The organism is Paracoccus zhejiangensis (genome assembly GCF_002847445.1).
Taxonomy (GTDB): domain Bacteria; phylum Pseudomonadota; class Alphaproteobacteria; order Rhodobacterales; family Rhodobacteraceae; genus Paracoccus; species Paracoccus zhejiangensis.
The window spans coordinates 279,524-305,661 of record NZ_CP025430.1 but is presented as its reverse complement, the minus strand read 5'-3'; the positions used below and the strand labels follow the sequence as shown (position 1 = coordinate 305,661).

General features: G+C 67.2%; 26 protein-coding genes. 14 read left to right on the top strand and 12 right to left on the bottom strand.

All coding sequences use genetic code 11. The features are described 5' to 3' along the window. The first annotated feature begins 41 nt into the window (after window positions 1–41). Window positions 42–653 carry a MarC family protein gene (locus CX676_RS01555; RefSeq protein ID WP_101751050.1) on the top strand — a complete coding sequence of 204 codons (612 nt, stop codon included), beginning with the start codon at window positions 42–44 and terminating at the stop codon, window positions 651–653. Then, complete coding sequence (locus tag CX676_RS01550) at window positions 653–1,234, top strand: retropepsin-like aspartic protease family protein (protein WP_198590256.1); 582 nt, start codon at window positions 653–655, stop codon at window positions 1,232–1,234. The genes CX676_RS01555 and CX676_RS01550 overlap by 1 nt, the downstream gene beginning before the upstream one ends. A 39-nt stretch (window positions 1,235–1,273) precedes the next feature. On the opposite strand, the gene CX676_RS01545 is transcribed toward CX676_RS01550, so the two are convergent. Together CX676_RS01545 and CX676_RS01540 are read right to left on the bottom strand one after the other, a co-directional pair. Beyond that, the gene (locus tag CX676_RS01545) at window positions 1,274–1,723 is read right to left on the bottom strand and encodes a DNA polymerase III subunit chi (RefSeq protein WP_101751049.1); all 450 of its coding nucleotides are present in this window, start codon (window positions 1,721–1,723) and stop codon (window positions 1,274–1,276) included. Window position 1,724: 1 nt separating this feature from the next. Beyond that, window positions 1,725–3,335, bottom strand: a complete 1,611-nt coding sequence (locus CX676_RS01540; RefSeq protein WP_101751048.1) for a leucyl aminopeptidase — start codon at window positions 3,333–3,335, stop codon at window positions 1,725–1,727. Window positions 3,336–3,440: 105 nt separating this feature from the next. Between CX676_RS01540 and lptF the strand changes: the two genes are divergently transcribed. The 6 genes from lptF to rsmA are packed head-to-tail and all read left to right on the top strand — an operon-like array spanning window position 3,441 to window position 11,186. Further along, window positions 3,441–4,592, top strand: coding sequence for an LPS export ABC transporter permease LptF (gene lptF, locus CX676_RS01535; RefSeq protein ID WP_101751047.1), 1,152 nt, complete (start codon window positions 3,441–3,443; stop codon window positions 4,590–4,592). Further along, window positions 4,589–5,698 carry an LPS export ABC transporter permease LptG gene (gene lptG, locus CX676_RS01530; protein ID WP_101754066.1) on the top strand — a complete coding sequence of 370 codons (1,110 nt, stop codon included), beginning with the start codon at window positions 4,589–4,591 and terminating at the stop codon, window positions 5,696–5,698. Before lptF ends, lptG begins: the two co-directional genes overlap by 4 nt. Further along, a complete protein-coding gene (locus CX676_RS01525) occupies window positions 5,695–8,079 on the top strand; it encodes an LPS-assembly protein LptD (RefSeq protein WP_101751046.1) in 2,385 nt (794 codons plus the stop codon). The genes lptG and CX676_RS01525 overlap by 4 nt, the downstream gene beginning before the upstream one ends. A gap of 35 nt (window positions 8,080–8,114) precedes the next feature. Next, window positions 8,115–9,368 carry a peptidylprolyl isomerase gene (locus CX676_RS01520; protein ID WP_101754065.1) on the top strand — a complete coding sequence of 418 codons (1,254 nt, stop codon included), beginning with the start codon at window positions 8,115–8,117 and terminating at the stop codon, window positions 9,366–9,368. A gap of 4 nt (window positions 9,369–9,372) precedes the next feature. Next, complete coding sequence (gene pdxA, locus CX676_RS01515) at window positions 9,373–10,338, top strand: 4-hydroxythreonine-4-phosphate dehydrogenase PdxA (RefSeq protein ID WP_101751045.1); 966 nt, start codon at window positions 9,373–9,375, stop codon at window positions 10,336–10,338. After that, window positions 10,335–11,186, top strand: coding sequence for a 16S rRNA (adenine(1518)-N(6)/adenine(1519)-N(6))-dimethyltransferase RsmA (gene rsmA, locus CX676_RS01510; protein WP_101751044.1), 852 nt, complete (start codon window positions 10,335–10,337; stop codon window positions 11,184–11,186). Before pdxA ends, rsmA begins: the two co-directional genes overlap by 4 nt. 284 nt (window positions 11,187–11,470) lie before the next feature. Here the strand turns inward: rsmA and CX676_RS01505 are convergent, their stop codons facing one another. The 5 genes from CX676_RS01505 to CX676_RS01485 form a co-directional block, all read right to left on the bottom strand. Beyond that, entirely contained in the window at window positions 11,471–12,313 is an 843-nt protein-coding gene (locus CX676_RS01505; RefSeq protein ID WP_101751043.1) for a DUF4167 domain-containing protein, read from the bottom strand. 249 nt (window positions 12,314–12,562) lie between these two features. Next, on the bottom strand, window positions 12,563–13,390 hold the full coding sequence (gene prmC / locus CX676_RS01500) for a peptide chain release factor N(5)-glutamine methyltransferase (protein ID WP_101751042.1): 828 nt from the start codon (window positions 13,388–13,390) through the stop codon (window positions 12,563–12,565). After that, window positions 13,387–14,439: a peptide chain release factor 1 gene (prfA, locus tag CX676_RS01495; protein ID WP_101751041.1), complete on the bottom strand. Its 1,053-nt coding sequence runs from the start codon at window positions 14,437–14,439 to the stop codon at window positions 13,387–13,389. The genes prmC and prfA overlap by 4 nt, the downstream gene beginning before the upstream one ends. 76 nt (window positions 14,440–14,515) lie before the next feature. After that, window positions 14,516–14,737: a hypothetical protein gene (locus CX676_RS01490; RefSeq protein ID WP_101751040.1), complete on the bottom strand. Its 222-nt coding sequence runs from the start codon at window positions 14,735–14,737 to the stop codon at window positions 14,516–14,518. Between the two features lie 11 nt (window positions 14,738–14,748). Next, window positions 14,749–15,696: a hypothetical protein gene (locus tag CX676_RS01485; RefSeq protein ID WP_101751039.1), complete on the bottom strand. Its 948-nt coding sequence runs from the start codon at window positions 15,694–15,696 to the stop codon at window positions 14,749–14,751. Between the two features lie 276 nt (window positions 15,697–15,972). Here CX676_RS01485 and CX676_RS01480 point away from each other — a divergent pair, with 276 nt between their 5' ends. After that, on the top strand, window positions 15,973–17,211 hold the full coding sequence (locus CX676_RS01480) for a TCR/Tet family MFS transporter (RefSeq protein ID WP_101751038.1): 1,239 nt from the start codon (window positions 15,973–15,975) through the stop codon (window positions 17,209–17,211). Between the two features lie 178 nt (window positions 17,212–17,389). On the opposite strand, the gene speB is transcribed toward CX676_RS01480, so the two are convergent. Further along, window positions 17,390–18,349 carry an agmatinase gene (gene speB / locus CX676_RS01475; protein ID WP_101751037.1) on the bottom strand — a complete coding sequence of 320 codons (960 nt, stop codon included), beginning with the start codon at window positions 18,347–18,349 and terminating at the stop codon, window positions 17,390–17,392. Window positions 18,350–18,591: 242 nt separating this feature from the next. Further along, window positions 18,592–19,191, bottom strand: a complete 600-nt coding sequence (locus CX676_RS01470; protein WP_101751036.1) for a YceI family protein — start codon at window positions 19,189–19,191, stop codon at window positions 18,592–18,594. A 244-nt stretch (window positions 19,192–19,435) separates the two neighbouring features. Between CX676_RS01470 and rpsF the strand changes: the two genes are divergently transcribed. The 4 genes from rpsF (at window position 19,436) to bmt (ending at window position 21,894) form a co-directional block, all read left to right on the top strand. Then, window positions 19,436–19,855, top strand: a complete 420-nt coding sequence (gene rpsF, locus CX676_RS01465) for a 30S ribosomal protein S6 (protein WP_101751035.1) — start codon at window positions 19,436–19,438, stop codon at window positions 19,853–19,855. A gap of 14 nt (window positions 19,856–19,869) precedes the next feature. Then, on the top strand, window positions 19,870–20,097 hold the full coding sequence (gene rpsR / locus CX676_RS01460) for a 30S ribosomal protein S18 (protein WP_101751034.1): 228 nt from the start codon (window positions 19,870–19,872) through the stop codon (window positions 20,095–20,097). A 12-nt stretch (window positions 20,098–20,109) separates the two neighbouring features. After that, window positions 20,110–20,697, top strand: coding sequence for a 50S ribosomal protein L9 (gene rplI / locus CX676_RS01455; RefSeq protein ID WP_101751033.1), 588 nt, complete (start codon window positions 20,110–20,112; stop codon window positions 20,695–20,697). A 186-nt stretch (window positions 20,698–20,883) separates the two neighbouring features. Then, window positions 20,884–21,894 carry a betaine--homocysteine S-methyltransferase gene (bmt, locus tag CX676_RS01450; protein WP_101751032.1) on the top strand — a complete coding sequence of 337 codons (1,011 nt, stop codon included), beginning with the start codon at window positions 20,884–20,886 and terminating at the stop codon, window positions 21,892–21,894. Window positions 21,895–22,128: 234 nt separating this feature from the next. Here bmt and CX676_RS01445 read toward each other — a convergent pair whose 3' ends face one another. Both CX676_RS01445 and CX676_RS01440 read right to left on the bottom strand, forming a co-directional pair. Further along, window positions 22,129–22,503 (bottom strand): DUF3461 family protein, encoded by a 375-nt coding sequence (locus tag CX676_RS01445; protein WP_157935818.1) that lies wholly within the window; start codon window positions 22,501–22,503, stop codon window positions 22,129–22,131. A gap of 87 nt (window positions 22,504–22,590) precedes the next feature. Further along, on the bottom strand, window positions 22,591–23,670 hold the full coding sequence (locus tag CX676_RS01440; RefSeq protein WP_101751030.1) for a PA0069 family radical SAM protein: 1,080 nt from the start codon (window positions 23,668–23,670) through the stop codon (window positions 22,591–22,593). Window positions 23,671–23,811: 141 nt separating this feature from the next. Here CX676_RS01440 and CX676_RS01435 point away from each other — a divergent pair, with 141 nt between their 5' ends. Next, complete coding sequence (locus tag CX676_RS01435; RefSeq protein WP_101751029.1) at window positions 23,812–24,519, top strand: corrinoid protein; 708 nt, start codon at window positions 23,812–23,814, stop codon at window positions 24,517–24,519. Window positions 24,520–24,589: 70 nt separating this feature from the next. Here CX676_RS01435 and CX676_RS23190 read toward each other — a convergent pair whose 3' ends face one another. Next, window positions 24,590–26,059 carry a calcium-binding protein gene (locus CX676_RS23190; protein ID WP_101751028.1) on the bottom strand — a complete coding sequence of 490 codons (1,470 nt, stop codon included), beginning with the start codon at window positions 26,057–26,059 and terminating at the stop codon, window positions 24,590–24,592. Window positions 26,060–26,138 lie beyond the last annotated feature (79 nt).

Below are 26,138 nucleotides of genomic sequence, written 5' to 3'. Positions count from 1 at the left end.
CGCCCGCTTGGCAGCACGGGGGCAACGGGCCATAAGGGCACATGGACCCGACCGCCTATGTCACCGCCTTCGTCACGCTGTTCGTGGTCATCGACCCGGTCGGGCTGGCGCCGATGTTCGTGGCGCTGACCGGCGAGATGAGCCACCGCCAGCGCCGGCAGGTGGGTTTTCGCGCCGTCTGCGTGGCCTTCCTGCTGCTGACCCTTTTCGGGCTGGCGGGCGAGCAGATCCTGCATGGCATCGGCATCTCGCTGCCCGCCTTCCGCATCGCCGGTGGCATCCTTCTGCTGCTGACCGCCTTCGACATGCTGTTCGAGCGGCGGACCGAGCGGCGCGAGGGCCAGACCGCGCCCGAGCCGCAGGACCCCTCGGTCTTTCCCTTGGCCATGCCGCTTCTGGCCGGGCCGGGGGCGCTGGCGACGATGATCCTGCTGTCGGGCCAGGGCGAGGGCTGGGGCTACCTGGCGGTGATCCACCTGATCATGGGCGCGGTGCTGGTGATCGCGCTGGTCCTTTTCGAGATGGCCAGCGGGCTGGCTCGGGTGCTGGGGCGCACCGGGATCATGGTGGTGACGCGGCTGTTCGGGATGCTGTTGGCGGCGCTGTCGGTGCAGTTCATCATCGACGGGTTGAAGGGATCGGGGTTGGTGTAATGGGTGATCTTCTGCCGGATGACTGGGCGCGGTTCCTGTACCTGGGCCTTCTCTTGCTGTTCATCGGCGGCGCGGTGCTGGTCGAATTCTCGGGCCGGGCCAGCCAGGCGATGCGGATGGCGGCGCTGTGGGCGATCATCTTCGCCGGCGCAATCTTTCTGGCCGGAGTCTGGCAGGACTGGAACACGCCGCAGCAGGTGGTCAGCGAGGATGGCACGCGGATCGAGGTGCCGATGGATGCAAGCGGGCATTTCCTTCTGACCGCCGAGGCCAATGGCCAGCCCGTTCGCTTCATCTTCGATACCGGCGCCAGTTCCATCGCGCTTTCGCCCGACGACGCCCGTCGCATCGGCATCGATCCCGATGACCTGGCCTATGTCGGTATGGCCGAGACCGCCAATGGCACGGTCGAGACCGCCCCCGTCACCATCGAACGCTTCGCCATCGGCGATCTGGTCGACGAGAACGTGCCGGCCATGGTCATCCGCGCCGATATCACCGGCTCGCTACTGGGGATGTCCTATCTGCGGCGGTTCGCGCGGGTCAGTTTCGAGGGTGAGATGCTGGTGCTGGAACGGTAAGAATCGACATGAGATTTTCGCCTCAATAATCTGTGAAATCTACCGTTTCCGCTCCCAGCCACCGCCGTCTTCGGACCAGTATTCCGCCGTCACACCCGCCCCGGTCAGCGCCCGCCACTGGTCGCGGGCGCGGCTGGTGGCCTCGGGGTCGTTGCCGTCGAAGAGGATGCAGGCGCGTTGCAGCCCGCCACATTCCTCGGGCGTGACCTCGGCACCGTCCAGCGCCATCAGGCAGGAGGGGTTGTTGCCGGCGGCCTGCCCCGCCACCGTCATCAGCACCGGCTGGCGCGCGTCATGCGGGCCGCCGGCAAGGCCGTGGGGCAGGAAGCCATCGCCCTGCCACAGCCGCTCGTCCAGCCGTTCCAGCCGGTCGCGGGTCGTCGCACGCAGCTCGACCCGCCAGCCGGCCTGCAGCGATTTGCCGATCAGCACCGGCAAAAGCTGCTCGGCCGGCGAGCGGGTCAGGTGGTAGAAGAGTGCGTTGCCCAACTCAGCCCTTTTCGTACTGGTCGCGCACCAGGCGATCCAGCGTCATCACCCCCCAGCCGGTCGCGCCCTTGGGCGCCAGATCGGTCGCGCCGGGCGGCAGCGCCACGCCGGCAATGTCGATATGCGCCCAGGGCTGGTCCTTGCGGATGAAGCGCTGCAGGAACTGCGCCGCGGTGATCGAGCCCGCCGCACGGCCGCCGGTATTCTTGATATCGGCCAGCCGCGACTTGATCAGCGCGTCATAGCCGGGGCCAAGCGGCAGGCGCCATGCGCCCTCGCCCTCGGCAGCGGCGGATTTCAGGATACCTTCGGCCAGAGCATCGTTATTGGCGAAAACCCCGGCATTCTCATGCCCCAGCGCGATGATGACCGCGCCGGTCAGCGTGGCCAGGTCGATCACCGCCTTGGGCTCGAACCGCTCTTGCGCATACCAGAGCACATCGGCGAGCACGAGGCGGCCTTCCGCATCGGTATTGATGACCTCGATCGTGTCGCCCTTCATCGATTTCACGATATCCCCGGGACGCTGCGCGCGGCCGTCGGGCATGTTCTCGACCAGTCCGACCAGGCCGACGACATTGGCCTTGGCCCGGCGCAGCGCCAGCGTGCGCATGACGCCCGCCACGACGCCCGCCCCGCCCATATCCATGGTCATCTCTTCCATGCCGGCCGCCGGCTTGATCGAGATGCCGCCGGTGTCGAACACCACGCCCTTGCCGACCAGCGCCAGCGGCGCCGCGCCCTTGTCGCCGCCATTCCACTGCATGACCACGACCTTCGAGGGGCTTTCGCTGCCCTGGCCCACGCCCAGAAGCGCGCGCATCCCCAGCTTTTCCAGCTCGGGCTCGTCCAGCACCTCGACGGTCAGGCCCAGTTCCTCCATCGCCTTCAGCCGGTCGGCGAAGTCGGTGGTGGTCAGGACGTTGGCGGGTTCATTCACCAGGTCGCGGGTGAAGAACACGCCCTCGGCCACGGCGGCACCATCCTTGGCGCTTTTGGCCAGCGCCTCGGGATCACTGGCCATGAAGGTCACGCGGGCCTTGTCGGGCTGCACCGCCGGCTCCGCCTCACCGCCATTGCTGCCCTTGCGGCCGGCACTGGCCTGGGCGTCGCCCAGCACCGCATCGCCCTCGGCCCCGCGACCGGCCAGCGCCTGCGGCACGCCATTGCCGCCAGCCGCATCGCCGCCCTCGTCATGGGAGCTGGTGTGATAGACCGAGAAGTCATAGCCCCTGAGCGCCAGGCCCAAGGCCACCTCGCCCGCCTGCTTGTGATTGCCGGCCAGCACCAGCGTATGGGTCTTGCCCAGCTTGGCGCCAATGGCGGCCCCGGCCTTGCGGGCCTCTTGCGTGGTCGAACGCGGCGGCAGGGCCACCAGCTGGATCGCGTCGGCACTGATGCCGGCGGGGAAGGCCAGTTCCATCGCCTGCCCCGGCTTCAGCTTCTGCCCCTCGCGCGAGGCCAGCGCCCGGGCCACCGCCTCGCGCGTGGCCTTGGGCAGCTTGGCCCGGACCGGGCTGCCCGGTGTCACCAGAATGGCGATGCGGCCTTGGTGGTCCGCGATCTTGTCGACGTCGGTTTCGATGAACTGGATCTCGACGGGATGGGTCATGCCTGGTCCTCTTATCTGCTTGGGGCGAAGCCTATCGCCAACGCACCCCCTTTGCCAGAGCCGCACTTGCCGTTAATCAGGGTCAAGCAAAGCGACAAGGAACCCATGCCCCGTATCGACCGATATATCCTGTCGCAGATGCTGACTTTGTTCGGCTTTTTCGCGCTGGTGCTGGTTTCGGTCTACTGGATCAACCGCGCCGTCAGCCTGTTCGAACAGTTAATGAGCGATGGCCAGACTGCGCTGGTGGTGCTGGAATTCACCGCGCTGACCCTGCCCGTGGTGATCTCGGTGGTGCTGCCGGTCGCGGCCTTCGCGGCCACCGCCTATGGCACCAACCGGCTGTCGAACGAATCCGAACTGGTGGCGATGCAGACCGCCGGCCTGTCGCCCTGGCGGCTGGCGCGCCCGGTGCTGGTCTTCGGGCTGGTGGTCAGCGTCATGGTCGGCATCCTCGTGAACGGGCTGGTGCCCGCCGCCCGCGCCCGCATGGCCGACCGCCAGGCCGAGATCGCCGAGAACGTCACCGCGCAATTCCTGCGTCCGGGCGTGTTCCAGTATCCCGTCGAGGGGATCACCGTCTTCATCGGCTCGATCGCCAGCGACGGACGGTTGCTCGACGTGTTCCTCGAGGATGCACGGCTGGCCAATCGCCGCGTCGCCTATACCGCCGAGGAGGCGCTGGTGGTGCGCGGCGAGGCCGGGCCGGTGCTGATCATGCTGAAGGGGATGATCCAGACGCTGCATGGCCGGGACGAGACGCAGCGGCTGGACGTGACGCGTTTCGAGGAACTCAGCTATGACATCGGCGCGATGGTGTCGAAAAGCAGCGCCCGGGGCCGCGACCTTCGCGATTACGCCACGCTGAGGCTGCTGAACCCCGACGCCGAATTGCTGGCCGCGACCGGCGCCACGCCCGAGCGTGCGCGCGTCGAGGCGCATGAGCGAATCGCGCAGCCGCTGCTGTCGCCGGTGGCCGCGATGATCGGCTTCGCGACGCTGCTGATCGGTGGCTATTCGCGCTTCGGCGTCTGGCGGCAGGTGCTCTGGGCGATCGTCGGGCTGATCGGGGTGCAGTTCCTGACCATCGGTGCCGCCAACCTGGCCGGGGCCGACCCGTCGCGCTGGCCGCTGATCTATGTGCCGGCGGTGGCAGGGACCGGGCTATGCCTCCTGCTGCTGTGGATGGCCGGGCGGCGGCGACGGCCCTGCCCGCCCGCCTTCATCGCCGGCGGGTCGGGAAAGACCGCGCCATGACCCTGTCCTTCTACATCGCCCGCCGCTTCCTGCGCGCCCTCTTGGTCGTGGGCGGCGCCTTCGCGCTGATCCTGTTCCTGATCGACATGATCGAGATGATCCGCCGCTTTTCGGACGCGGATATCGGCCTGACCGGGGCGGCCGGGCTGGCCGGGCTGAACATCACCGGCAGCTTCTATGCCATCCTGCCGCTGATCACCATCCTGGCCGGGATCGCGCTGTTCCTTGGGCTGGCGCGCAGCTCGGAACTGGTGGCGATCCGGGCCTCGGGCCGCTCGGCGCTGAAGACGCTGATCGCGCCGGTGGCGACGGCGATCATCGTGGGGGCCCTGGCGGTGGCGCTGATGAACCCCTTCGTCGCGGCGACCGGCAAACGGCTGGACATCGCCATGGCCAATATCGAGCGCAATGGCAGCCAGACCGTCAGCCTTGGTGAAAGCGCCGTCTGGCTGCGGCAGGGTTTCGTCGTCGATGGCAAGGACCAGGGCCAATTGATGATCCGGGCCGAGCGGACCAGCCCGGATGCGGCAACGCTGTACAATGCCAGCTTCACCATCTTCGCCCCCGATACCGGCCCGACCCGGCGGATCGAGGCGCGCGAGGCGGTGCTGCAGCCGGGGGAATGGCAGCTGAGCGGCGTCAAGGACTATCCGCTGACCGAGCCCAATCCCGAGGCCTCGGCGCGCGTCTCGGACACACTGGCGCTGCCCTCGGACCTGACCGCGCAACGCATCCGCGAGGGCTTTGGCCGGCCCGACTCGGTGCCGGTCTGGGAATTGCCGGGTTTCATCCAAGGGCTTGAGCGGGCAGGATTTTCCGCCAATCGTCATCGCACCTGGTTCCAGATGGAGCTGGCCCGCCCCTTCCTGATGGCGGCGATGGTGGTGATCGCGGCGGCCTTTACCATGCGCCCAGTGCGCGGGCGCAGCACCGGCATCCCGGTTCTTCTGGCCTTCGGCGCCGGGATCGGGGTGTTCTTCCTGCGCAATCTGGCGCAAGTTCTGGGCGATAACGGGCAGGTTCTGCCCTGGATCGCGGCCTGGGCCCCACCGGCGGTGGCCGCGCTTCTGGGGTTGGCGCTGATCCTCTACCGGGAGGACGGATGAGCAAGGGTTTGGCATGGGCGACCTGGGCGCGGCGCGAGGCACGGCGCGCGGCGCTGGCCGGTGCGGCAGGGCTGGCCATCGCGGCGGCGCTGTCCCCCGGCATGGCCGGGGCCCAGTCCAAGGGCGACCAGACGGCGAATGAACTGGCCAATGGTCCGGCGCTGGCGCCGACGGCCGACATGCTGGATTTCTCGCCGATCTCGGACGGCACGCTGGCGGTCCAGGCACCCGAAGTGGCCGATCCGCGCACCGATGTGACCCTGTCGGGCGATGGCGGTTCGGGCGCCGTGGCCGAGGATGCCGCGACCGTTCTGGCCGACAACATCGTGCTGATGGACGACCGCACGTTGATCGCCGCCGGGGGCGTGGTGATCTGGTACCAAGGCGCGCGGCTGGTCGCCTCGCGGCTGACCGTCGATGGCGCCTCGGGCGATCTGACCATCGAGGGACCGATCCACCTGACCGAACCGGGCAAGCGCGGCACCGAGCAGGAATCGACGCTGATCGCCGACACCGCGCAGCTGGACCGCAAGCTGCAGGATGGCATCATCCGCGGCGCTCGGCTGGTCATCGCCCGTGAATTGCAGTTGGCCGCGACGGAATTGCAGCGCACCGGCGGCGGGCGGATGACCCGGCTGACCCATGTGGTCGCCTCGTCCTGCCAGGTCTGCGCCGAGGACCCGGTGCCCCTGTGGGAGATCCGCGCCCGCTCGATCACCCATGACGCCGAGCGGCGCGAGCTGACGCTGGACCATCCGCGCTTCCGCGCCTTCGGCCTGCCGCTTGGTGGGTTGCCCTTCACCATCACCGCCCCCGACCCGACGGTCGACCGGCGTTCGGGCTTCCTGCGCCCGCAGCTGCGCACCACCTCGTCCCTGGGCTTCGGCCTGAAGGTCCCCTATTTCATCACCCTTGGCCGCAGCGCCGACCTGACGCTGACTCCTTACGTCTCGGCCAGCCGCACCCGCACGCTGGAGGCGCGCTATCGCCAGGCCTTCAGCTTCGGCGAGCTGCAGCTGGAAGGCGCGATCAGCCGCGACGACCTGGAAGAGGGCGAGACCCGCGGCTACCTGTTCGGCGCGGGCCGGTTCCAGCTGCCGCGCGGCTACCAGATGGGCGTGCAGATCCAGACCGCCTCGAGCCGGCAATACCTGCTGGATTACGACATCACCGATGCCGACCGGCTGTGGAGCGGCGTGACCCTGCAACGCATCCGGGCCGACCGCCTGACCCTCGCGCGGATCGGCAATTACGAATCGCTGCGCGAGGGCGAGGATGACGCCACCTCGCCGGCCCAGGTCGCCGACGCGATCTGGATGCGCCGCTTCGAGCCCGGCCTGGTCGGCGGCGAGGCGTTGCTGGAATGGTCGCTGCACGCCCATCGCCGGCCCTCGGATGTGGATGTCATCGGTCGCGACATGGCCCGCGCCTCGTTCGGCTTCGACTGGCGGCGCAGCGAGATCCTGCCGGGCGGCTTCGTCGCCGCCGGGCTGGTCGGGCTGAACGCCGATCTCTACCGCATCGCGCAGGACAGCAATTACGATGACGTGGAAACCCGCGTGGTGCCGACACTGGGTACCGAACTGCGCTGGCCGCTGATGGCGCAGTCAGGCGGGGCGACGCACCTGGTCGAGCCGGTGGTGCAGCTGCTCTATTCGCCGCGCACCGATGACGATACCGACATTCCGAACGAGGATAGCCGCCTGATCGAGTTCGACGAGGGCAACCTGTTCAGCGACCACCGCTTTCCGGGCTGGGACGCGCATGAAAGCGGACTGCGCGCCAACCTGGGCGTCAGCTGGACGCGCATGGACCCGACCGGCTGGTCGATCGGGCTGACCGCGGGGCGGGTCTTCCGCAGCGAACCCGACGTGTCCTTCACCGCCGATTCGCCGCTTTACGGACGCCGCTCGGACTGGCTGCTCGCGGCGCATTTCTCGGGCGCGAACGGGCTGGCAGTCGCCAACCGGGCGCTGTTCGACGACTCGTTCAATTTCTCGCGCAATGAACTGCGCCTCGGCTGGCTCAGGCCCAACCTGCAACTGTCGGCGGGCTACCTGTGGATCGACAGCGACCGGGGCGAAAGCCGCAGCTTCGATTCCTCGGAACTGAGCACGGCGGTTGGCTGGCAGATCGCGCCCGGCCTGTGGGGCAAGGCCGAGACCCGCTATGATTTCGTCGCCGACGAGGCGCGCAATGCCGAGTTGGGCGTGACCTACCGCAACGAGTGCATCACCGTCGACATGGGCGTGCAGCGGCGCTTTTCCGCCTCGGACACGCTGGAGGCGCAGACCGATTTCGACCTGTCGGTGCGCCTTGGCGGCTTCGGGCGGCAGAAAGACGGTCCGGGCACGGTGGCGCGGCGATCCTGCATGCGCTAGTGTCGCCGCAAGAACGAGGAATTCAGAGGCAGATGATGCGGCAGTTTCTTTCCGGCCTGACCCTTGCGGCGGTGCTGATGGCGGTAAGCCCGGTGATGGCGCAGAACCCTTTCGAGCCGATCGTCTATGTCAATGAATCGGCCGTGACCCGCTTCGAGGTCGATCAGCGCATCCGCTTCATGCAGCTGCTGAACGCCCCCGGCGCCACGCCCGAAGAGGCCGAGAAGGCGCTGATCGAGGACCGGCTGCGGATGCAGACCGCCAAGAAGCTGGGCATCACCGTCAGCCCCGAGGCGCTGGATGCGGGCCTGTCGGAATTCGCCGGCCGCGCCAACCTGGACACCTTTGCCTTTACCCAGGCCCTGGGCCAGGCCGGGGTTGAATCCCAGACCTTCCGCGACTTCGTCGAGGCCGGGGTGGCCTGGCGCGACGTGATCCGCCAGCAGATCCTGCCCTCGGTCCAGGTCCGCGACGCCGAGATCGACCAGGCACTGAAGCGCGAGATCGAGACCCCGATCATCAACCGCGTGCTGTTCTCGGAACTCATCATCCCGGCACCGCCGGGCCGCGAAGAGGCGGTGATGGCGCAGGCCCGGCAGATCGCCGCCAGCGTCACCACCGAGGCCGAATTCGCCTCGGCCGCGCGCCGGCTGTCGGCCACGGCCTCGGCGCCGAATGGCGGCCGTCTGGACTGGATGCCGGTCGACAACCTGCCGCCCACCCTGCGCCCGATCCTCTTGGGCCTGCGCCCCGGCCAGATCACCCAACCGCTGAGCATTCCCGGCGCCGTGGTCCTGTTCTTCCTGCGCGACAGCCAGGGCAATCTGCGCCCCGGCGCATCCGAGCAGGTGCTGGATTATGCCCTGCTGCGGCTGCCCTCGGCGCAGGATGCGGCCAATGTCATCGCCCGTGTCGATACCTGCGCCGATCTGGAGGCCCAGGGCCAAGGCCAGACGCTGCGCCAGTCGGTCTCGCAGGGCGCGATCGATCCGCTGGTCGGCAGCCAGCTGGCCTCGCTCGACGCCGACGAGACCGCCACGATCAACCTGGGCGGGGCGGTCGATGTGGTGATGCTGTGTTCGCGCCAGCCCGCGCTTCTGGCCAACGCGCAGACCGATGTACCGGTGACGGCCGAGGCGCCTGACGGGGTCGAGGCGGCAGTGCCCGATGCCAATGCCCTGCCCGACCGGCAGATGGTGCGGGAATCGCTGCTGAACCAGAAGGTGAACGCGATGGCCTCGGCCTACCTGGCCGAGCTTTACGCCGACGCCGTCATCCGTCGGCCCTGATCCGATGGTGCAAAGGGTCATCCTGACCTGCGGCGAGCCGGCGGGCATAGGCCCGGAACTGGCGCCGCTGGCGCTCGCCTCGGGCGTCGATTTCGTCTGGCTGGGCGATCCGTGCCACCTGCCCCCCGGCACGAACTGGACCGAGGTCGCCGCCCCCGGCGATCCGGTGCCCACGGGCAGCCTGCCGGTGCTGCGCCACGACTTCGCCGCCCCCGCCACGCCGGGCCGGGCGGAACCCTCCAATGCGGCGGGTGTCATCGAGGTGATCGCCCACGCGGTCGATCTGGTCATGCGGGGCGAGGCTTCGGCCATCTGTACCCTGCCTATCAACAAGCAGGCGCTGAAGGAAGGCGCGGGCTTCGCCTTTCCCGGCCATACCGAATACCTGGCGCATCTGGCCGGCGATCTGCCGGTGGCGATGATGCTCGCCTCGACCACGGTCACACCGCCCTGCCGGGTGGTTCCGGCGACCATCCATATCGCCCTGTCCGATGTGCCCGCCGCGCTGACACCCGAGGCGCTGGAAGCCGCCATCCGCATCACCCATGCGGCGATGATCCGCGATTTCGGCATCCCCTCGCCGCGGATCGCCGTGGCGGGTCTGAACCCCCATGCCGGCGAGGGCGGGGCGATGGGGCGCGAGGAGGGCGACTGGATCGCGCCGCTGCTGGACCGGCTCAGGGCCGAGGGGCTGAACCTTGCCGGTCCGCTGCCCGCCGATACGATGTTCCACGCCCCGGCCCGGTCGCGCTATGACGCGGCGATTTGCGCCTATCACGATCAGGCGCTGATCCCGATCAAGACGCTGGATTTTGCCGGCGGGGTGAACGTGACGCTTGGCCTGCCCTTCATCCGCACCTCGCCCGATCACGGCACCGCCTTCGACATCGCGGGCAAGGGGCTGGCCGATCCGGCCTCGACCATCGCCGCGCTGAAGATGGCGCGCGATATGGCGGCAGCGCGGGGATGAGCACCATCGACGGCTTGCCGCCGCTGCGCGAGGTGATCGCCAGGCACGAGCTTCGCGCCAAGAAGCAGCTGGGCCAGAACTTCCTCTTGGACCTGAACCTGACCGCCAAGATCGCGCGGCAGGCGGGCGACCTGTCGCAGACCGACGTGCTGGAGATCGGCCCCGGCCCCGGCGGCTTGACCCGCGGGTTGCTGGCCGAGGGTGCGCGGCATGTGCTGGCGATCGAGAAGGACGGGCGCGCCCTGCCCGCGCTGGCCGAGATCGCCGAGGCCTATCCCGGCCGGCTGACCGTGCTGCATGGCGACGCGCTGGAGATCGATCCGCTGGTGCATCTGACCCCACCGATCCGCATCGCGGCGAACCTGCCCTATAATGTCGGCACCGAGCTGTTGATCCGCTGGCTGACGCCGAAGGACTGGCCGCCCTTCTGGCAGTCGCTGACGCTGATGTTCCAGAAGGAAGTGGCCGAGCGCATCGTGGCGAAGCCCGGTGGCAAGGCCTATGGCCGGCTGGCGCTGCTGGCGCAATGGCGGGCCGAGGCGAAGATCGTCATGGCCCTGCCGCCCGAGGCCTTCGTGCCCGCGCCCAAGGTGCATTCCGCCGTGGTCAGCCTGACCGCCCTGCCCCAGCCGCGCTATCCGGCCGATCCAGCCGTCTTGTCGCGGGTCACCGCCGCCGCCTTCAACCAGCGCCGCAAGATGCTGCGCGCCAGCTTGCGCGGGCTGCACCCCGATATCGAGGCGGTGCTGGAAGCCGCAGGCATTCCACCAACGGCGCGGGCCGAGGAGATCGACCTCGAACGGTTCTGCACGCTGGCGCGGCTCTTGGCCGAGGCGCCGCGCGGCTAAGGCTGCGGGCAGCAAACCAACGCAGGTCAGAGGGCCAGCGGACGACCGCGGGTGTCCGCCGAGGGGGTTGGATGCAGGCGCTTTATGGTGCCAGTATATCGAACGACTGTTCGGCGTTGATGGTCACCAAAGCGGACGCCCGTCCGGGCGGTCGTCCGCTGGCCCGGGCAGGCTTCGCCCTGGTTCCCGGGCCAGGGCTGCGGTTCAACTGATGAGAACAAAAAACGGGCCGAGAGATCGGCCCGTTCTGAAAAGTCTTGCGGTGATCCTGCGAGCCTATGGCCTCAGGCCGCCGGATCGGTCTCGCCGGTATTCGCCGGTGCGGCCTCGTCCTTGGGCTCTGCCTTGCGGCGACCGCGGCTTGCGCGCGGGGCCTTCGCCTCGCCGGCCGGAGCCTCGCCTGCCTCTGCGACAACAGCCGGCTTGCGCGGAGCGCGCGGGCGTTTGGGCTTCGGCTGGCTTTCCGGGGTCTCGACCAGCCCGCTGTCAGCCTCGTCCGAGGCGGACATGGCATCGGGCAGTGCCTCGGGCTGCAGCTGCAGTTGCGGCTGCGGGGCCTCGTCACGCGACGGGCGCGGTGCGCGCGGCTGATGCTGCGGCGCATCCTCTCTCGGGGCGCGCTGCTGGTGCTGTTGCTCGTCACGCGGGGCGCGCGGCTGCTGGTGCTGCGGCTCGCGCGGCTGGAAATTGCTCGGGCGGGTCTCGCCCTCGTCGCCATCATCCGCGCGGTCATTGCGCGGCTGCTGATCGTTGCGATAGCCGCCGCCATAGGGCTGCTGGTTGCCGCCCCGGCCGTTGTTATTGCCGTTGTCGCGCTCATCATCGCCATATTGGCGCTGATGCGGCTGGCCCTGCGGGTTCTGCGCCTGCCGCTCGGCCTGCTCGCGCTGCGCCTCGCCCAGCATCCGCGTGTAATGCTCGGCATGTTGCAGGAAGCTCTGTTCGGCGACCCGGTCGTTCGACAGCTGGGCATCGCGCGCCAGCGTCAGGTATTTCTCGATAATCTGTTGGGGCGTGCCCCGCACCTTGCCCTCGGGACCCGAGGAATCAAAGACGCGGTTGACGACATTGCCAAGCGTGCGCTGACGATTGGACTTGTTACGCGAACGGGATTTGGATGATCTCATCAGTCTGTCTGTCGATAATGCCAGTTCAACGTCTGGAATTAGGTTGGGGTCGTGCCCGAGCGCGATTTCTCAGACCTTGCTTGCCCTGATTGCGGGGCGGGGCGTCTGGCCCCGGTCGGTGTTGCGTCTTGTCAGGCTGACCCGTGCGTTGGCGCCAAGCGCCCCCGTCACGAGTCCGAATAAACATGCCGATCCCCCTGTTACAAGGGGAAAGTGAAGAATTTCTTGCCGAACACGGCGCAAACGGCGCTAAATCGCCGGGAACTGCGCAAAAATGACGCGATCCCGCCCGTCGAGATCCGGCAGCACCCGCGTTGCCTCGGCCCCGGCTGCGGTGAACAGCGCGGCCACCGCCTCGGCCTGCGTCGGCCCGATCTCGACCAGCACCCGTCCGCCGGGGGTCAGGTGGTCACGCGCCCCTGCCGCAATGGCGCGATAGGCCGCAAGCCCGTCACCGAAATCGGTCAGCGCCTGATGCGGCTCCCAGTCCCGGACCTCGGGCGCAAGGCCCGCCATCTCGGCCAGCGCGATATAGGGCGGGTTCGAGACGATGAGGTCAAAGTGCGCGTCGATGCCGGCATACCAGTCGGCCTGCCGAAAATCCGCAGTCACGCCGATCCGCACGGCATTCCCGCGCGCCACCTCGAGCGCGGGGGCCGAGATATCCGCGCCGGTTCCGGTGGCACCGGGCCGTTCCGAGAGCAGCGAGAGCAGGATCGCCCCGGTGCCGGTGCCCAGATCCAGAACCGAGGTCCAGGGCAAGGCCAGCGCCGCCTCGACCAGCGCCTCGGTCTCGGGGCGCGGGTCCAGCGTGTCACTGGTGACGCGGAAATCATGCGTCCAGAAGGCGCGGGTTCCGGTGATCTGGCTGACCGGCTGACGCGCTTCGCGGGCGGCGATGGCGGCGTCATAAGCAGCCCGCTCGGCACTCTCCGCCGTCTCGCCCTGCCGCAAGCGCCAGCGCCCTGCCCCGCCCAAGACATGATCGGCCAGCCGCTGTGCATCGCGTTCGGCGCCCTCGATCCCCGCCGCACGCAGCCGGGCCACGGCCTCGCGGTGCAACTCGGACCAGATCATTCCTGTGCGGCCAGCTTCTCGGCCTGATCATGGGCGGTCAGGGCGTCGATGATCTCGGTGAGGTCGCCCGCCATCACCCGGTCCAGCGCATAGAGCGTCAGGTTGATGCGGTGATCGGTCATCCGGCCCTGCGGGAAGTTGTAGGTGCGGATGCGCTCGCTGCGATCACCCGACCCGACCTGCGACTTGCGGTCGGCGGCGCGTTCGGCATCGGCGCGCTGGCGCTCGATGTCGTAAAGACGCGCGCGCAGCACGGCCATGGCATTGGCGCGGTTCTGGTGCTGCGACTTCTCGCTGCTGGTGACGATGATCCCGGTGGGCAGATGGGTGATGCGCACGGCGGAATCGGTTGTGTTCACATGCTGGCCGCCGGCCCCGCTGGCGCGCATGGTGTCGATGCGGATATCGGTCGCGGGGATGTCGATATCGACCTCTTCCGCCTCGGGCAGCACCGCCACGGTCGCCGCCGAGGTATGGATACGACCTCCGCTTTCGGTCTCGGGTACGCGCTGCACGCGATGGACGCCGGATTCGTATTTCAGCCGGGCAAAGACCCCCTCGCCCTCGACCCGCGCCACCGCCTCCTTGACGCCGCCCAGTTCGGTCTCGCTGAGATCCAGAAGCTGGAAACTCCAGCCCTGCGCCTCGGCATGGCGGCGATACATGGAGAGAAGATCGCCCGCGAACAGCGCCGCCTCGTCGCCGCCCGTGCCGGGGCGGATCTCGATAAGGGCGGGCCGCGCATCGGCGGCATCCTTGGGCAGAAGCGCGATCCGCAGCCGCTGTTCCAGTTCCGGCAGCGCCACCTTCAGCCGCGCCAGTTCATCCTCGGCCAGTTCGCGCATCTCGGGGTCAGTGAGCATCGCCTGCGCCTCGGCCATGCCGTCACGCGCGGCGCGCCAGGCGGCGATTTCCTCGACCACCGGCTTCAGCTCGGCATATTCGCGGCTGATCGCAGCGATCTTGTCGGGCGCTGCACCCGCGTTCAGCTGCGCCTCGAGAAACTCGAAACGTTGGGTGATCTGGATGAGGCGGTCTTCGGGCAGCATGGGCGGGACTTAGCCCCGCTGCCCGGAACGAGCAAGAAGGAACCGACACCGGGGTGGCGGCTCGGCCTCTGCCCGTTCAGTTGCAGGGCCGACCGTAGGCGCGCACCTTCCAGACCAGGAAGTCGGTGCCGTCGGCATAGACATAATAGCCCTTGTCCTTGGCCTTGCTCCACTTGCGATAGCTCCAGCCATATTTCTGGCGTGCCTTGCGCGACCAGCTGACCCTGGCGCGGAATTTTCCCTGGCTGAGGTAAAGGGCGTTCTTCAGATTGCTGACGACATTGGTCTTGCAGCCCATGACAGCCTCCCTCAGACGGACCAGTCGGCGACCTGCGAGTGGAACACCACCCAGCCGCGCACGAAGGCACTATTTCCCAAGGTCTCGAACCGGACCCGGCGCCTGCGACGGATACCGCCCTTGGCGCTCCAGTACTGCGCCACATGCGGCGCCGGAACATCGATCATCAGCTGCGTGTGATAGCCGCTGGCCGTCTTGTAGAAATGCCTGAGCCGGCAGGTGCCAGAGCCACAGGCTGCCATCCGGCTGTAGGTGGCGCGGCGGCGACCGCTGGTCTTCTGGATCCATTGATAGGGGTCGGCATAACAATAGGATTCGCTCTTGCCAAAGCCCGGCCCGCCGCCCGAACCGCAATGGTTCGCCTCGAAATAGGCCTTGCCGGCATTGCCCGACTGGCAGGACCCGGCCTGATCGAGCGCGGCAGGGGGAAGATTGACGATCCGCGCCGGATCGACCTCGATCTCTCCCGCGAGGGCGTCAACGGTCGCGCGCCCGTCGAAGAGGCCGATCTTGTCCAGCCGGGCGATCGCGGCGGGTACGGGTGATGCCGGATCGGCCAGCCTTGCGAAGACGGTCGCGGCCTGACCATCCTCGGCGCCCAGCAGCAATTCGCCTGCCCCGCCGCTGGCAATCTCGGCCATGTGAACCTCGCGGCCATAGGGTGCAGCATAGAATTCCACGCGATTGCCATTGGGCAGACGCAGCCGTGCAATGCTTTCGGCAAGCGGTGAGGAGAGGCCCGGTACGCGTTCGAAATCGTCGTCGTCCTCGTCCTCCGCGGGGATCATTTCCCGCGCCTCGTAATCCTCGATCAGCGTTTCCAGCGCTTCGGCCTCGTCCTCGAGGTCGTCTTCATCGACTGCCCGGTCCTCGCCGCGCGCTTCGATCTCGGCAAGCCGGTCACGCGCGGCCTCGTAATCGATCTGCCGGCGCAGCCGGCCCAATACCATGTTGGTCATCAGACTCTCCTGTCCTGTGTTGACGCACCTCCTCGCCCCCGAAATATCGATGCACTGATATTATTAACATAAAATGCATGATTAATATAATCATTAATAAATATAGATTTAATTTATTAAATTAATTAATATTATTCAGAATGCTGCAGAATATTCAGATCCGCGAAAAGGACCGGCCCGTTATCCCCCCAGGCCAGGTGCGGCGTGGGGATCACGCCCGGAAGACCGCGAAACTCCGCCTATTGCCCGCCAGCCCGGATTGGCTATGCAGCTGGCATGGTCGAGTCGAGCGCACATGTTCCGCCTTCCCCCACGCTGGTCCGTCGCGGGCTGGTGCTGGTCTTCATCATCCTGTTCCTGGACATCATCGGCATCGCCATCATCATGCCGGTGCTGCCGGCGCTGCTGCACGAGCTGACCGGCGACGATATCAGCGCGGCGGCGGTGGATGGCGGCTGGCTGCTCTTGATCTACGCCGCGATGCAGTTCCTGTTCGCGCCGGTGATCGGCAATCTCAGCGACCGGTTCGGGCGGCGGCCGGTGCTGCTCATTTCGATCCTGACCTTCGCCATCGACAACCTGATCTGCGCCGCCGCCACGACGCTGTGGATGCTCTATATCGGCCGGGCGCTGGCGGGGATCTCGGGCGGCAGCTATGCCACCTGCTCGGCCTATATCGCCGATATCAGCGACGATACGAACCGGGCCAAGAATTTCGGGCTGATCGGCGTGGCCTTCGGCGTCGGTTTCACCGTCGGGCCGGTCATCGGCGGATTGTTGGGCGAGCTGGGGCCGCGCGTGCCCTTCCTCGGCGCGGGCCTTCTGTCGCTGGCGAATTTCGTCGCCTCGTATTTCCTTCTGCCCGAGACGCTGGCGCCCGAGAACCGCCGCCGCTTCGACTGGCGTCGGGCGAACCCGCTGGGGGCGCTGAGGCAGATGCGGCATTATCCGGGCATCGGCTGGGTCATGGCGGTGATGACCATGTATTGGCTGTCGCACGCGGTCTATCCCTCGATCTGGTCCTTCGTCACCACCTATCGCTATGGCTGGAGCGAGGCGCAGATCGGGCTGTCGCTTGGCGCCTATGGCATCTGTGCGGCGCTGGTGATGCTGCTGGTCCTGCCGCGCGCGATCCGCATCCTGGGCGAGTGGCGGGCGGCGCTCTTGGGCATGGCGGTCTCGGCCGCCGGGCTGATGGCCTTCGGCCTCGCCTGGCAGGGCTGGATGATCTATGTCGTCATCGCCGCCTCGGCGCTGGAGGCTTTGGCCGATCCGCCCCTGCGCAGCATCGCGGCGGCCAAGGTGCCCCCCTCAGCCCAAGGCGAGTTGCAAGGGGCGATGACCAGCCTTTCCAGCCTCACCACCATCATCGGGCCGCTGCTGTTCACCCAGGTCTTCTTTCGCTTCACCGGCGAGAACGCCGTGGTCGAACTGCCCGGCGCGCCGTTCATGCTGGCCTCGGTCTTCATGGTGGTGGCGATCGTGGTGTTCTTGAGGCGGGTGCGCAGGGGTTAGCCTGCAGACCCCGGCCCGGGGCAAGCGCGAAGCGCGCCGGGCCGGCGGCCGACCGCCCCCATGGGCGGCCGCCTTGGCGCGGTTCAGCTCCGAACAACTGTTCGATATGCTGGCGCCATAAAGGGGCTTCGTTCAGCGGCCGGCAGCGGCCACCCGCGGTCGTCCGCCGGCCCTCCCCTCAGCGCCGGTTCCAGCCATAAAGCGCGATCAGCTCCATCGCCACATGTGCCCCCGCCACCGCCGTCGCGCCGGTCGTGTCATAGGGTGGCGAGACCTCGACCACATCGCCGCCGATGAGATCGATCCCCGCCAGTCCGCGCAACAGCGCCGCCGCCTGCCAGCTGGCCAGCCCGCCCCAGACCGGCGTGCCGGTGCCGGGCGCGAAGGCCGGGTCCAGCGCGTCGATGTCGAAGGTCAGATAGACCGGGCGCGCACCGATCACCGCGCGGATGCGGTTGAGCGTCGCCTCGATCCCGTCGCGGTGGACCGAGGGCGCGTCGAGGATCGTCACCCCCATCGTATCGGGATTGTCGGTGCGGATGCCGACCGAGACGCTGGCCGCCGGGTCAACGATGCCCTGCCGGATCGCCTTGTAGAGGAACGTCCCGTGGTCGATCCGCTCTGGGTCGTCATCGGGCCAGCTGTCGGAATGCGCGTCGAATTGGATCAGCGCCACCGGCCCCCGCCGTGCGGCCACGGCGCGAAGGATCGGCAGGGTTATGGAATGATCGCCGCCAAGGGTGATCGGGGCGGCCCCGGCATCCAGGATCGCGCCGATATGCGCCTCGATCCGCGCCGGCACGTCGCGGGTATTGGCATAGTCGAAGGCCATGTCGCCGTAATCGATGACCGTCAGCAGCGACAGCGGGTCATAGTCCCAGCCATAGGGCGGATCATAGGGCTGCAGGGTCGAAGCCTCGCGGATGGCGCGGGGGCCGAAGCGGGTGCCGGGGCGATGGGTGACGGCCTGATCGAAGGGAATGCCGGTCACGGCGATATCGGCCCCGGCCAGATCCTTGGTATAGCGGCGGCGCAAAAAGCTGGTCGCCCCGCCAAAGGCATTCTCGAAGCTGAGCCCGCGCGGGTCGGTGCGGGTGAAGGCCTGATCGACCTGATGCTTTGCGTCTTCGAGTGCCATTGCGTCCTCCGTGGGCGAGTTTTGGGGCAGGATGGCCCGCCCGCGAGACCAGTGCAACAGAGGGGCAGCGCCTGCCCGTGGGCTGGCGCCGCAACGGTTCGTCGATGCGATTTATGGTGCCAAGGCCCTCTTCTGGGTGAAGGCAGGACCAGCGGCACCAAAGCGCCAGCCCGCCGGAACGGGCAGGCGCTGGCTCGGCGCGCTTCGCGCTTGCTCCGGGCCGGGGTCTGCTGATCGACCTGCTACTCCGCCTTGCCCGCCTCGACCGAGATCTCGATCTCGACCTCGTCGCCCACCGCCGGGGCGAATTGGCCGAGGCCGAAATCGGACCGCTTGAGGGTGGTCTCGGCATCAAAGCCGATCCACGGCTTGCCAGTCACCGGGTTCTCGCCCTGCTGGTTCAGCTCGACCTCGAGCACCACGGGTTTCGTCACCCCGTTCAGCGTCAGGTCGCCGGTGACGGTCGCGGTCTTCTCACCCGTCGGCTCGACGCTGGTCGAGGCGAATGTGATCCGCGCGTCGCTGCCCTCGGGCAGATCGAAGAAATCAGGCCCCATCAGGTCGGTAAACCGGTCCTGCCAGCCGGTCAGCATGGCGCGGACCGGAAAGCTGACCTCGACGGCGGAATTTTCCGGGGCGGCCTCGTCCAGCGTGATCTGCCCCTCGATGCCGCCAAAGAGACCGCGCGTGGTGGAGAAGCCAAGATGGTCATAGGCGAAGGCGACCTGGCTGTGGCCGGGATCAAGCTGCCAGAGCGTCGCCCCCTCGGGTGCGGCCTCCTGCGCCGAGCCGGGCAGCGTGGTCAGCGCCAGAAGCGCGAGCGTTGACAGGGCGTGTTTCATCTGCTTCTCCGATCCACGGCAAGGACCTGCCCTTGGTGCGGGTTCGGCGGCGCCGGGTCAACGCCCGCGCAGGTCAGATTTCCGTCAGCGATGCCACGGGGCGTTTACGCTTGCATCGCCGGGATTCGCCGCTATAAAGCCGCATCCTTCCGCAACTATGCGAAACCGGTGCAGCCTCTCGTGGCGGGGCGTGGAAGGATTGACCCGCCGTTGAAGCGCGCCTTGAGACTGAGAAAGGATCGCCATGCCTTTGTACGAGCATGTGCTGATCGCCCGCCAGGACCTGTCGAACACGCAGGCCGAAGGGCTGATCGAACATTTCTCGGCCGTGCTGACCGATAACGGCGGCAAGGTCATCGAGAACGAATACTGGGGTGTCCGCACCCTCGCCTACAAGATCAACAAGAACCGCAAGGGCCACTACGCCTACCTCCGCACCGACGCGCCCTCGGCCGCCGTGCAGGAGATGGAGCGCCTTGCCCGTCTGCACGATGACGTGATGCGCGTCATGACCGTGCGCGTCGACGAGCACGAGGAAGGCCCCTCGATCCAGATGCAGAAGCGCGACGAGCGCGGTGACCGTGGCGATCGCGGCGACCGTGGGGACCGCGGCGATCGTGGTGACCGTGGCGGCGAGCGTCGTGAACGCCGCGAACGCGCGTAAGGAGATCTGATCCAATGGCGAACAAACCGTTTTTCCGTCGTCGCAAGGTCGACCCGTTCGGTGGCGAGAATGCCCCGAAGATCGACTATAAAGACACCCGCACCCTGCAGCGCTACATCAGCGAGCGCGGCAAGATCGTGCCGTCGCGCATCACCGCGGTCTCGGCCAAGAACCAGCGCAAACTGGCCCAGGCCATCAAGCGCGCGCGTTTCCTGGCCCTGCTGCCCTACGCCGTGAAATAAGGAGGCAGACCGATGCAAGTCATTCTGCTGGAACGTGTGGCCAAGCTGGGCCAGATGGGCGAAGTGGTGAAGGTGAAAGAGGGCTATGCCCGCAATTTCCTTCTGCCGCAGGGCAAGGCGCTGCGCGCCAGCCAGGCCAATATCGACGCCTTCGAGGCGCAGAAGGCCAACCTGCAAGCCCGCAACGAAGAAGGCCGCGCCGAGGCCGAGAAGATGGCCGCGCGCATTGATGGCGAGAAATTCGTCATCATCCGTTCGGCTTCCGATGCCGGTGCGCTTTACGGTTCGGTCACCCCGCGCGACGTGGAAACCGTCGCCGCCGAGGCCGGCCACAAGATCGACCGCAAACAGGTCGTTCTGGGCAACCCGATCAAGGAACTGGGCCTGCATGACGTGACCGTCGTGCTGCACCCCGAGGTCGAGGCCACCGTCACCCTGAACATCGCCCGTTCGACCGAAGAGGCCGAACTGCAGGCGCAGGGCAAGTCGATCCAGGAACTGGCCGCCGAGGCCGATGCCGAAGCCGAATTCGAGATCGCCGAACTGTTCGACGAAATCGGTGCGGCCAACGACGATATGGACGGCCCGGACAACCGTTGATCGCGCGTCAGGTCTTGACCTGACCGGACGGTGATCCCGATATCTGCGCCGCGCCGAGCAATCGGCGCGGCGTTTTCTTTAAGCGAGTTGAAACTGATTCAAGTCAGACCCGCGATTTATGAATTTGACCTGCCGGCGTGCCCGTGAAACAGCAGGGGCGAGACGGCCTGACGTGAGGATTGGACCATGAGTGACGCGCTGACCCGGTTGATGGCGGAACGCGACTGGCTGCTGGCCGACGGGGCCACCGGCACGAACCTGTTCAACATGGGCCTGTCGGCAGGCGAGCCGCCGGAACTCTGGAACGTGGACCAGCCCGACAAGATCCGCGCGCTCTACAAGGGCGCGGTCGATGCCGGCTCGGACCTGTTCCTCACGAACAGCTTCGGCGGCAATGCCAGCCGGCTGAAACTGCACCAGTCGCAGCATCGCGTGCGCGAGCTGAACCGCGTCGCCGCCTCGCTTGGCCGCGAGATCGCCGATGCCTCGGGCCGCACCGTGATCGTCGCCGGCAGCATGGGGCCCACCGGCGAGATCATGGCGCCGATGGGCACGCTGACCCACAATGCCGCAGTCGAGATGTTCCATGAGCAGGCCGAGGGGCTGAAAGAGGGCGGTGCCGACGTGCTCTGGGTCGAGACCATCAGCGCGCCCGAGGAATACTGCGCCGCCGCCGAGGCCGCCGACCTGGCCGGGATGCCCTGGGTTGGCACGATGAGCTTCGACACCGCCGGGCGCACCATGATGGGCATGACCTCGGCCGCCATGTCGGCGATGGTCGAGAAGCTGCCGAACGCACCCGTGGCCTATGGCGCCAATTGCGGCGTCGGCGCCTCGGACCTTCTGCGTACCGTGATGGGCTTTGTCGCCTCGGGCAACGAGCGCCCGATCGTCGCCAAGGGCAATGCCGGGATTCCGCGCTTCGAGCATGGCCATATCCATTACGACGGCACGCCCGAGCTGATGGGCGAATACGCGGTGCTGGCCCGCGATCTTGGCGTGCGGATCATCGGCGGCTGCTGCGGCACCATGCCCGAGCATCTGCGCGCCATGCGCCACGCGCTGGAAACCCGCCCGCGTGGCGAGCGTCCGACGCTGGAAGCGGTGGCGGAAAAGCTGGGCGGGTTCTCCTCGGCCAGCGATGGCACCGACGACAATGGCCCCAAGCGCGAGCGCACCAGCCGCCGCCGGGGGTAAGGGAGGGGCCGCGCAACTTGCGCGGCCTTTTCGTTTGGTCTTGAGAGCAACACAGGGTCAGCGGCCTGCCGTGGGTGGCCGCTGGGGCGGCTGAGCGACGCGCTTTATGGCACCAGTATATCGAACAGCCGTTCGGCGCTTGTGGTCACAAAAGCGGCCAGCCGCCGGGACGGCAGGCCGCTGACCCGGCGGGCTGACGCCCTTGTTCCGGGTCGGGTCGCCGGCGATCCCGCCTCAACTTCCCGTCGTCTCCTTGATCTGCCTTGTCAGCGCGCGCACCCGCGCCAGCTCCATCTCGACCGCCTTCAGCGCCTCGTCGATCTGGCTGGCGAGCGTTGCCACATCGCCCCGTGCGGCCAGCAAGCTGTCCAGCTCGACGATCGCCGCGCTCAGCGTCGGCGAGATTTCCTGCGCCCCCTCCTCGGCCGTGCCGGGCGTGCCGACGCCGATGCGGCGAAAGCGATAGACCCGCGTGTCGGGCAGAAGCGAGCCGGGCTTGCGGCGATACCTGACGCGCAGGATATCCTCGTCATTCGGCCCCTCGAAATAATCGTAGGAACTGATCTCGTTCGGCGACGTGATGCCCATCTCGGTCAGGGTCGGATACATGCGACGGCCTCCTCGCGGTCCTGCACTGCATTGCCCCGTCATGTTGGCGTTAACAGAACCGCGAATCAAGCGTTTAGAGGCGCAGGGTCAGAACAGGCTCAACTGGTCGCCGGCGCGGGGCGGCGGCGCGAAGCGGCTGCAATCCATCATCGGCGCGCGCTCGGAATAGCCGAGCTTCTTGCGCGCCAACCGAAAGCGCTGGCGCATCAGGTCGGCCTCGATCCCCTCGCCACGGAAGCGGTGGCCAAAGCGCGGGTCATTGTCGCGCCCGCCGCGCATGGCCTGCACCCGGTTCATGATATGCGCGGCCTTGCCGGGGTGGTGCCGCTCCAGCCAGTCGCGGAACAGCGGCGCGACCTCATTGGGCAGGCGGACGGGGATCAGGCTCGCCGTGGTCGCCCCGGCCTCGCGCGCGGCGGTCAGGATCGCCTCGATCTCGGGCTCGTTCAGCACCGGGATCACCGGCGCAACCATGACCCTGACCGGCACGTCGGCCTTGGACAGCTCGCGGATCATTCGCAGGCGGGTGGCGGGCGCCGGCGCGCGCGGCTCCATCTGCCGGGCGAGGCCCGCATCCAGCGTGGTCAGCGAGATACCCACCGCCGCCATGTATTTCGCCGCCATCTCGGCCCAGAGATCCAGGTCGCGCAGCACCGTCTGCCCGCGCGTGACCAGCGTGACCGGGTGGTTCCAGCTGTTCAGCACCTTGAGCAGGCCGGGCATGATGGCGAATTTCGCCTCGGCCGGCTGGTAGGGGTCGGTATTGGTGCCAAGCGCGATCGGCGCGACCTTGTAGCTGGCGCGGGCGATCTCCTGCTCCAGCAACCGTGCGGCATTGGGCTTGGCGGTGATCTTGGTCTCGAAGTCGAGGCCCGGCGACAGGCCCAGATAGGCGTGGCTGGGCCGGGCATAGCAGTAGATGCAACCATGCTCGCAGCCGCGATAGGGGTTGATCGAGCGATCGAAGGGAATGTCGGGGCTGGTGTTGCGGGTGATGATGCTGCGCGGCTGTTCGGTGACGATCTCGGTCCTGAGCAGCTGTTCCTCATCCGGCAGGTCCCAGCCATCGGCCTCGGACTCGGCGCGCAGCCGGTCAAAGCGCGGCGCGGGCCGGGTATCGGCGCCACGGGCCTTCAGGCGTTCAGCGGGATTGCGGGGCGACAACATGGGTCAAGAATAGAACACAACGAGAACATTGACCAGAGATTCGCCACAGGCGTCGCCGGCATAGCGCGCCATGTCGGATTTCTGCTATCCAAAGGGCCAAATACCGTTCAAAGGGCGGGAAACGCGAAGTGGAGTCCGATCATGGCTGATGAAGACGAAGAGATCATCCTCTCTGAACTGAACGACGACGACCTCGTCCAGCAGATGATGGATGACCTGTACGACGGTCTGAAGGACGAGATCGAGGAAGCCGTCCACATCCTGCTGGAACGTGGCTGGCAGCCCTATGACGTGCTGACCAAGGCGCTGGTCGCCGGCATGACCATCGTGGGCGCGGATTTCCGCGACGGCATCCTGTTCGTCCCCGAGGTGCTGCTGGCCGCCAATGCGATGAAGGGCGGCATGGCCATCCTGAAGCCGCTCTTGGCCGAGACCGGCGCGCCGCGCATGGGCAAGATGGTCATCGGCACGGTCAAGGGCGACATCCACGACATCGGCAAGAACCTCGTTTCGATGATGATGGAAGGTGCAGGCTTCGAGGTGGTCGACCTGGGCATCAACAATGCCGTCGACAAATACCTGGAAGCCGCCGCGCGCGAAGAGGCCGACATCATCGGCATGTCGGCGCTGCTGACCACGACCATGCCCTACATGAAGGTCGTCATCGACACGATGAAGGAGCAGGGCATCCGCGACGATTACATCGTGCTGGTGGGCGGTGCGCCGCTGAACGAGGAATTCGGTCGCGCCATTGGTGCCGACGCCTATTGCCGCGATGCCGCCGTGGCGGTCGAGACCGCCAAGGACTTCATCAAGCGCAAGCATAACCAACTGGCCGCCGGCGCCTGAGCCGCCGAGCGACGGGCACTTTGCCTCGGGGCGGCCGCAGCGATGCGTGCCGCCCTTTTTCCTGCAGGGCTCAAAGCAGGAAATAGCTGGAGGTAACGGCCAGCGGGTCGTCGAGGAACAGGCCGAAATCGGCCACCTTGTCGCCGTTCACATCGGCCGAGATCCAGCGTTGGGTTCCCACCGCCTGGCACCGCAGCTGCCCCGCCACGCCGGTAAAGGCAGCCCCCCCGATGAAGCTGAAGGCCTGATCCCCCGCCATCGTGGTCCGGGCATCGATGACGCGCAGGTCGATGCGGTCGCCCTGCGCCAGGCTGAAATCGGTGATCACGTCGCGACCGGCACCGGCATAGGTCGATTCGAGCCGGCTGTTGAAGATGAAGCGGTCGGCGCTCTCGCCTCCGATCAGCCGGTCGGCCCCCATCCCGCCGATCAGGCTGTCATTGCCATAGAAACCGTTCAGCACGTCATTGCCGCCGCCGCCGCGCAGCAGGTTGGCGTTGGTATTGCCCATGATCGTGTTGTTCAGCGCATTGCCGCTGCCCGCCCAGGCTGCGGTGCCCTGCAACAGGGTCAGGTTCTCGTGATAGGCGCCCAGGGTGCGGTTGGTGTTGCTGGCCAGCGTGTCGATGCCGGTATCGGCATATTCGAAGCGGAAGACATCGCCCCCCTCGAGGAAGTAGAGGTCATTGCCAGCCCCGCAGTCATAGATGTCGGCGCCGGCATTGCCGGAGAGGACGTCATTGCCATCGCCGCCGACCAGCCGGTCGACCCCGTCCCCACCATAGAGCCTATCGTGACCATAGCCGCCGAAGAGGCTGTCATTGCCGGCCTCGCCGAAAAGGTTGTCCGAGGCATCGGCGGAACTGGCGTAATAACCGCCGCCATCGATCAGGTCATCGCCGTCGCCGCCGAAGATGTAATCCGCGCCGTCGCCGCCTTCGAGATCGTCATTCCCGGCAAGGCCACGAATGGAATCATTGCCCAGGTCGCCATAGACCTCGTCGACCCCACGGCCACCGACGATCGTGTCATTGCCCGCCCCGCCCCAGGCCGAATTGTACCAGCCGGTCGCGTGCAGGATCGTCAGCGAATCCTGGTCGGTGTAGATGACATCATTGCCATCCCCGCCGCGCAGAGCATCGCTGCCCCAGCCGCCGATCAGCCCATCGTCGCCAGTACCGCCGTAAAGCTGGTCGTTGCCGTGCTCGCCGAAGATGGTGTCATTGCCGGCATCGCCATAGAGCCGGTCGGAACCGCCGGTCAGGCCCAGCTTCCAGTCGGCGCCCGCCTCTGGACCGGTATCGCCATAGATCAGGTCATTGCCGTCGCCGCCATGGGCCTCGTCACCCTCGATCCCGTCATCGCCATCATAATAGATGTCGCCATAGATCGTATCGTCGCCGCCATAACCGAAAAGCGCCCCGGGATTGCCGGTATCGCTGTAATTGTCATAGCTGCCATCACCCAGCACGAGGGCCCTGCCCCACAGCAGGTCGCCCAGATAGGTTCCGATCAGATTTCCATTTGGATTCAGTGGCATGTCGAACTCCTACAACATCCCGTCCGGCGGTGGTGACGCGGGAATATCGCGCCACCCCTCGGCCCCGGGCACTGGCACC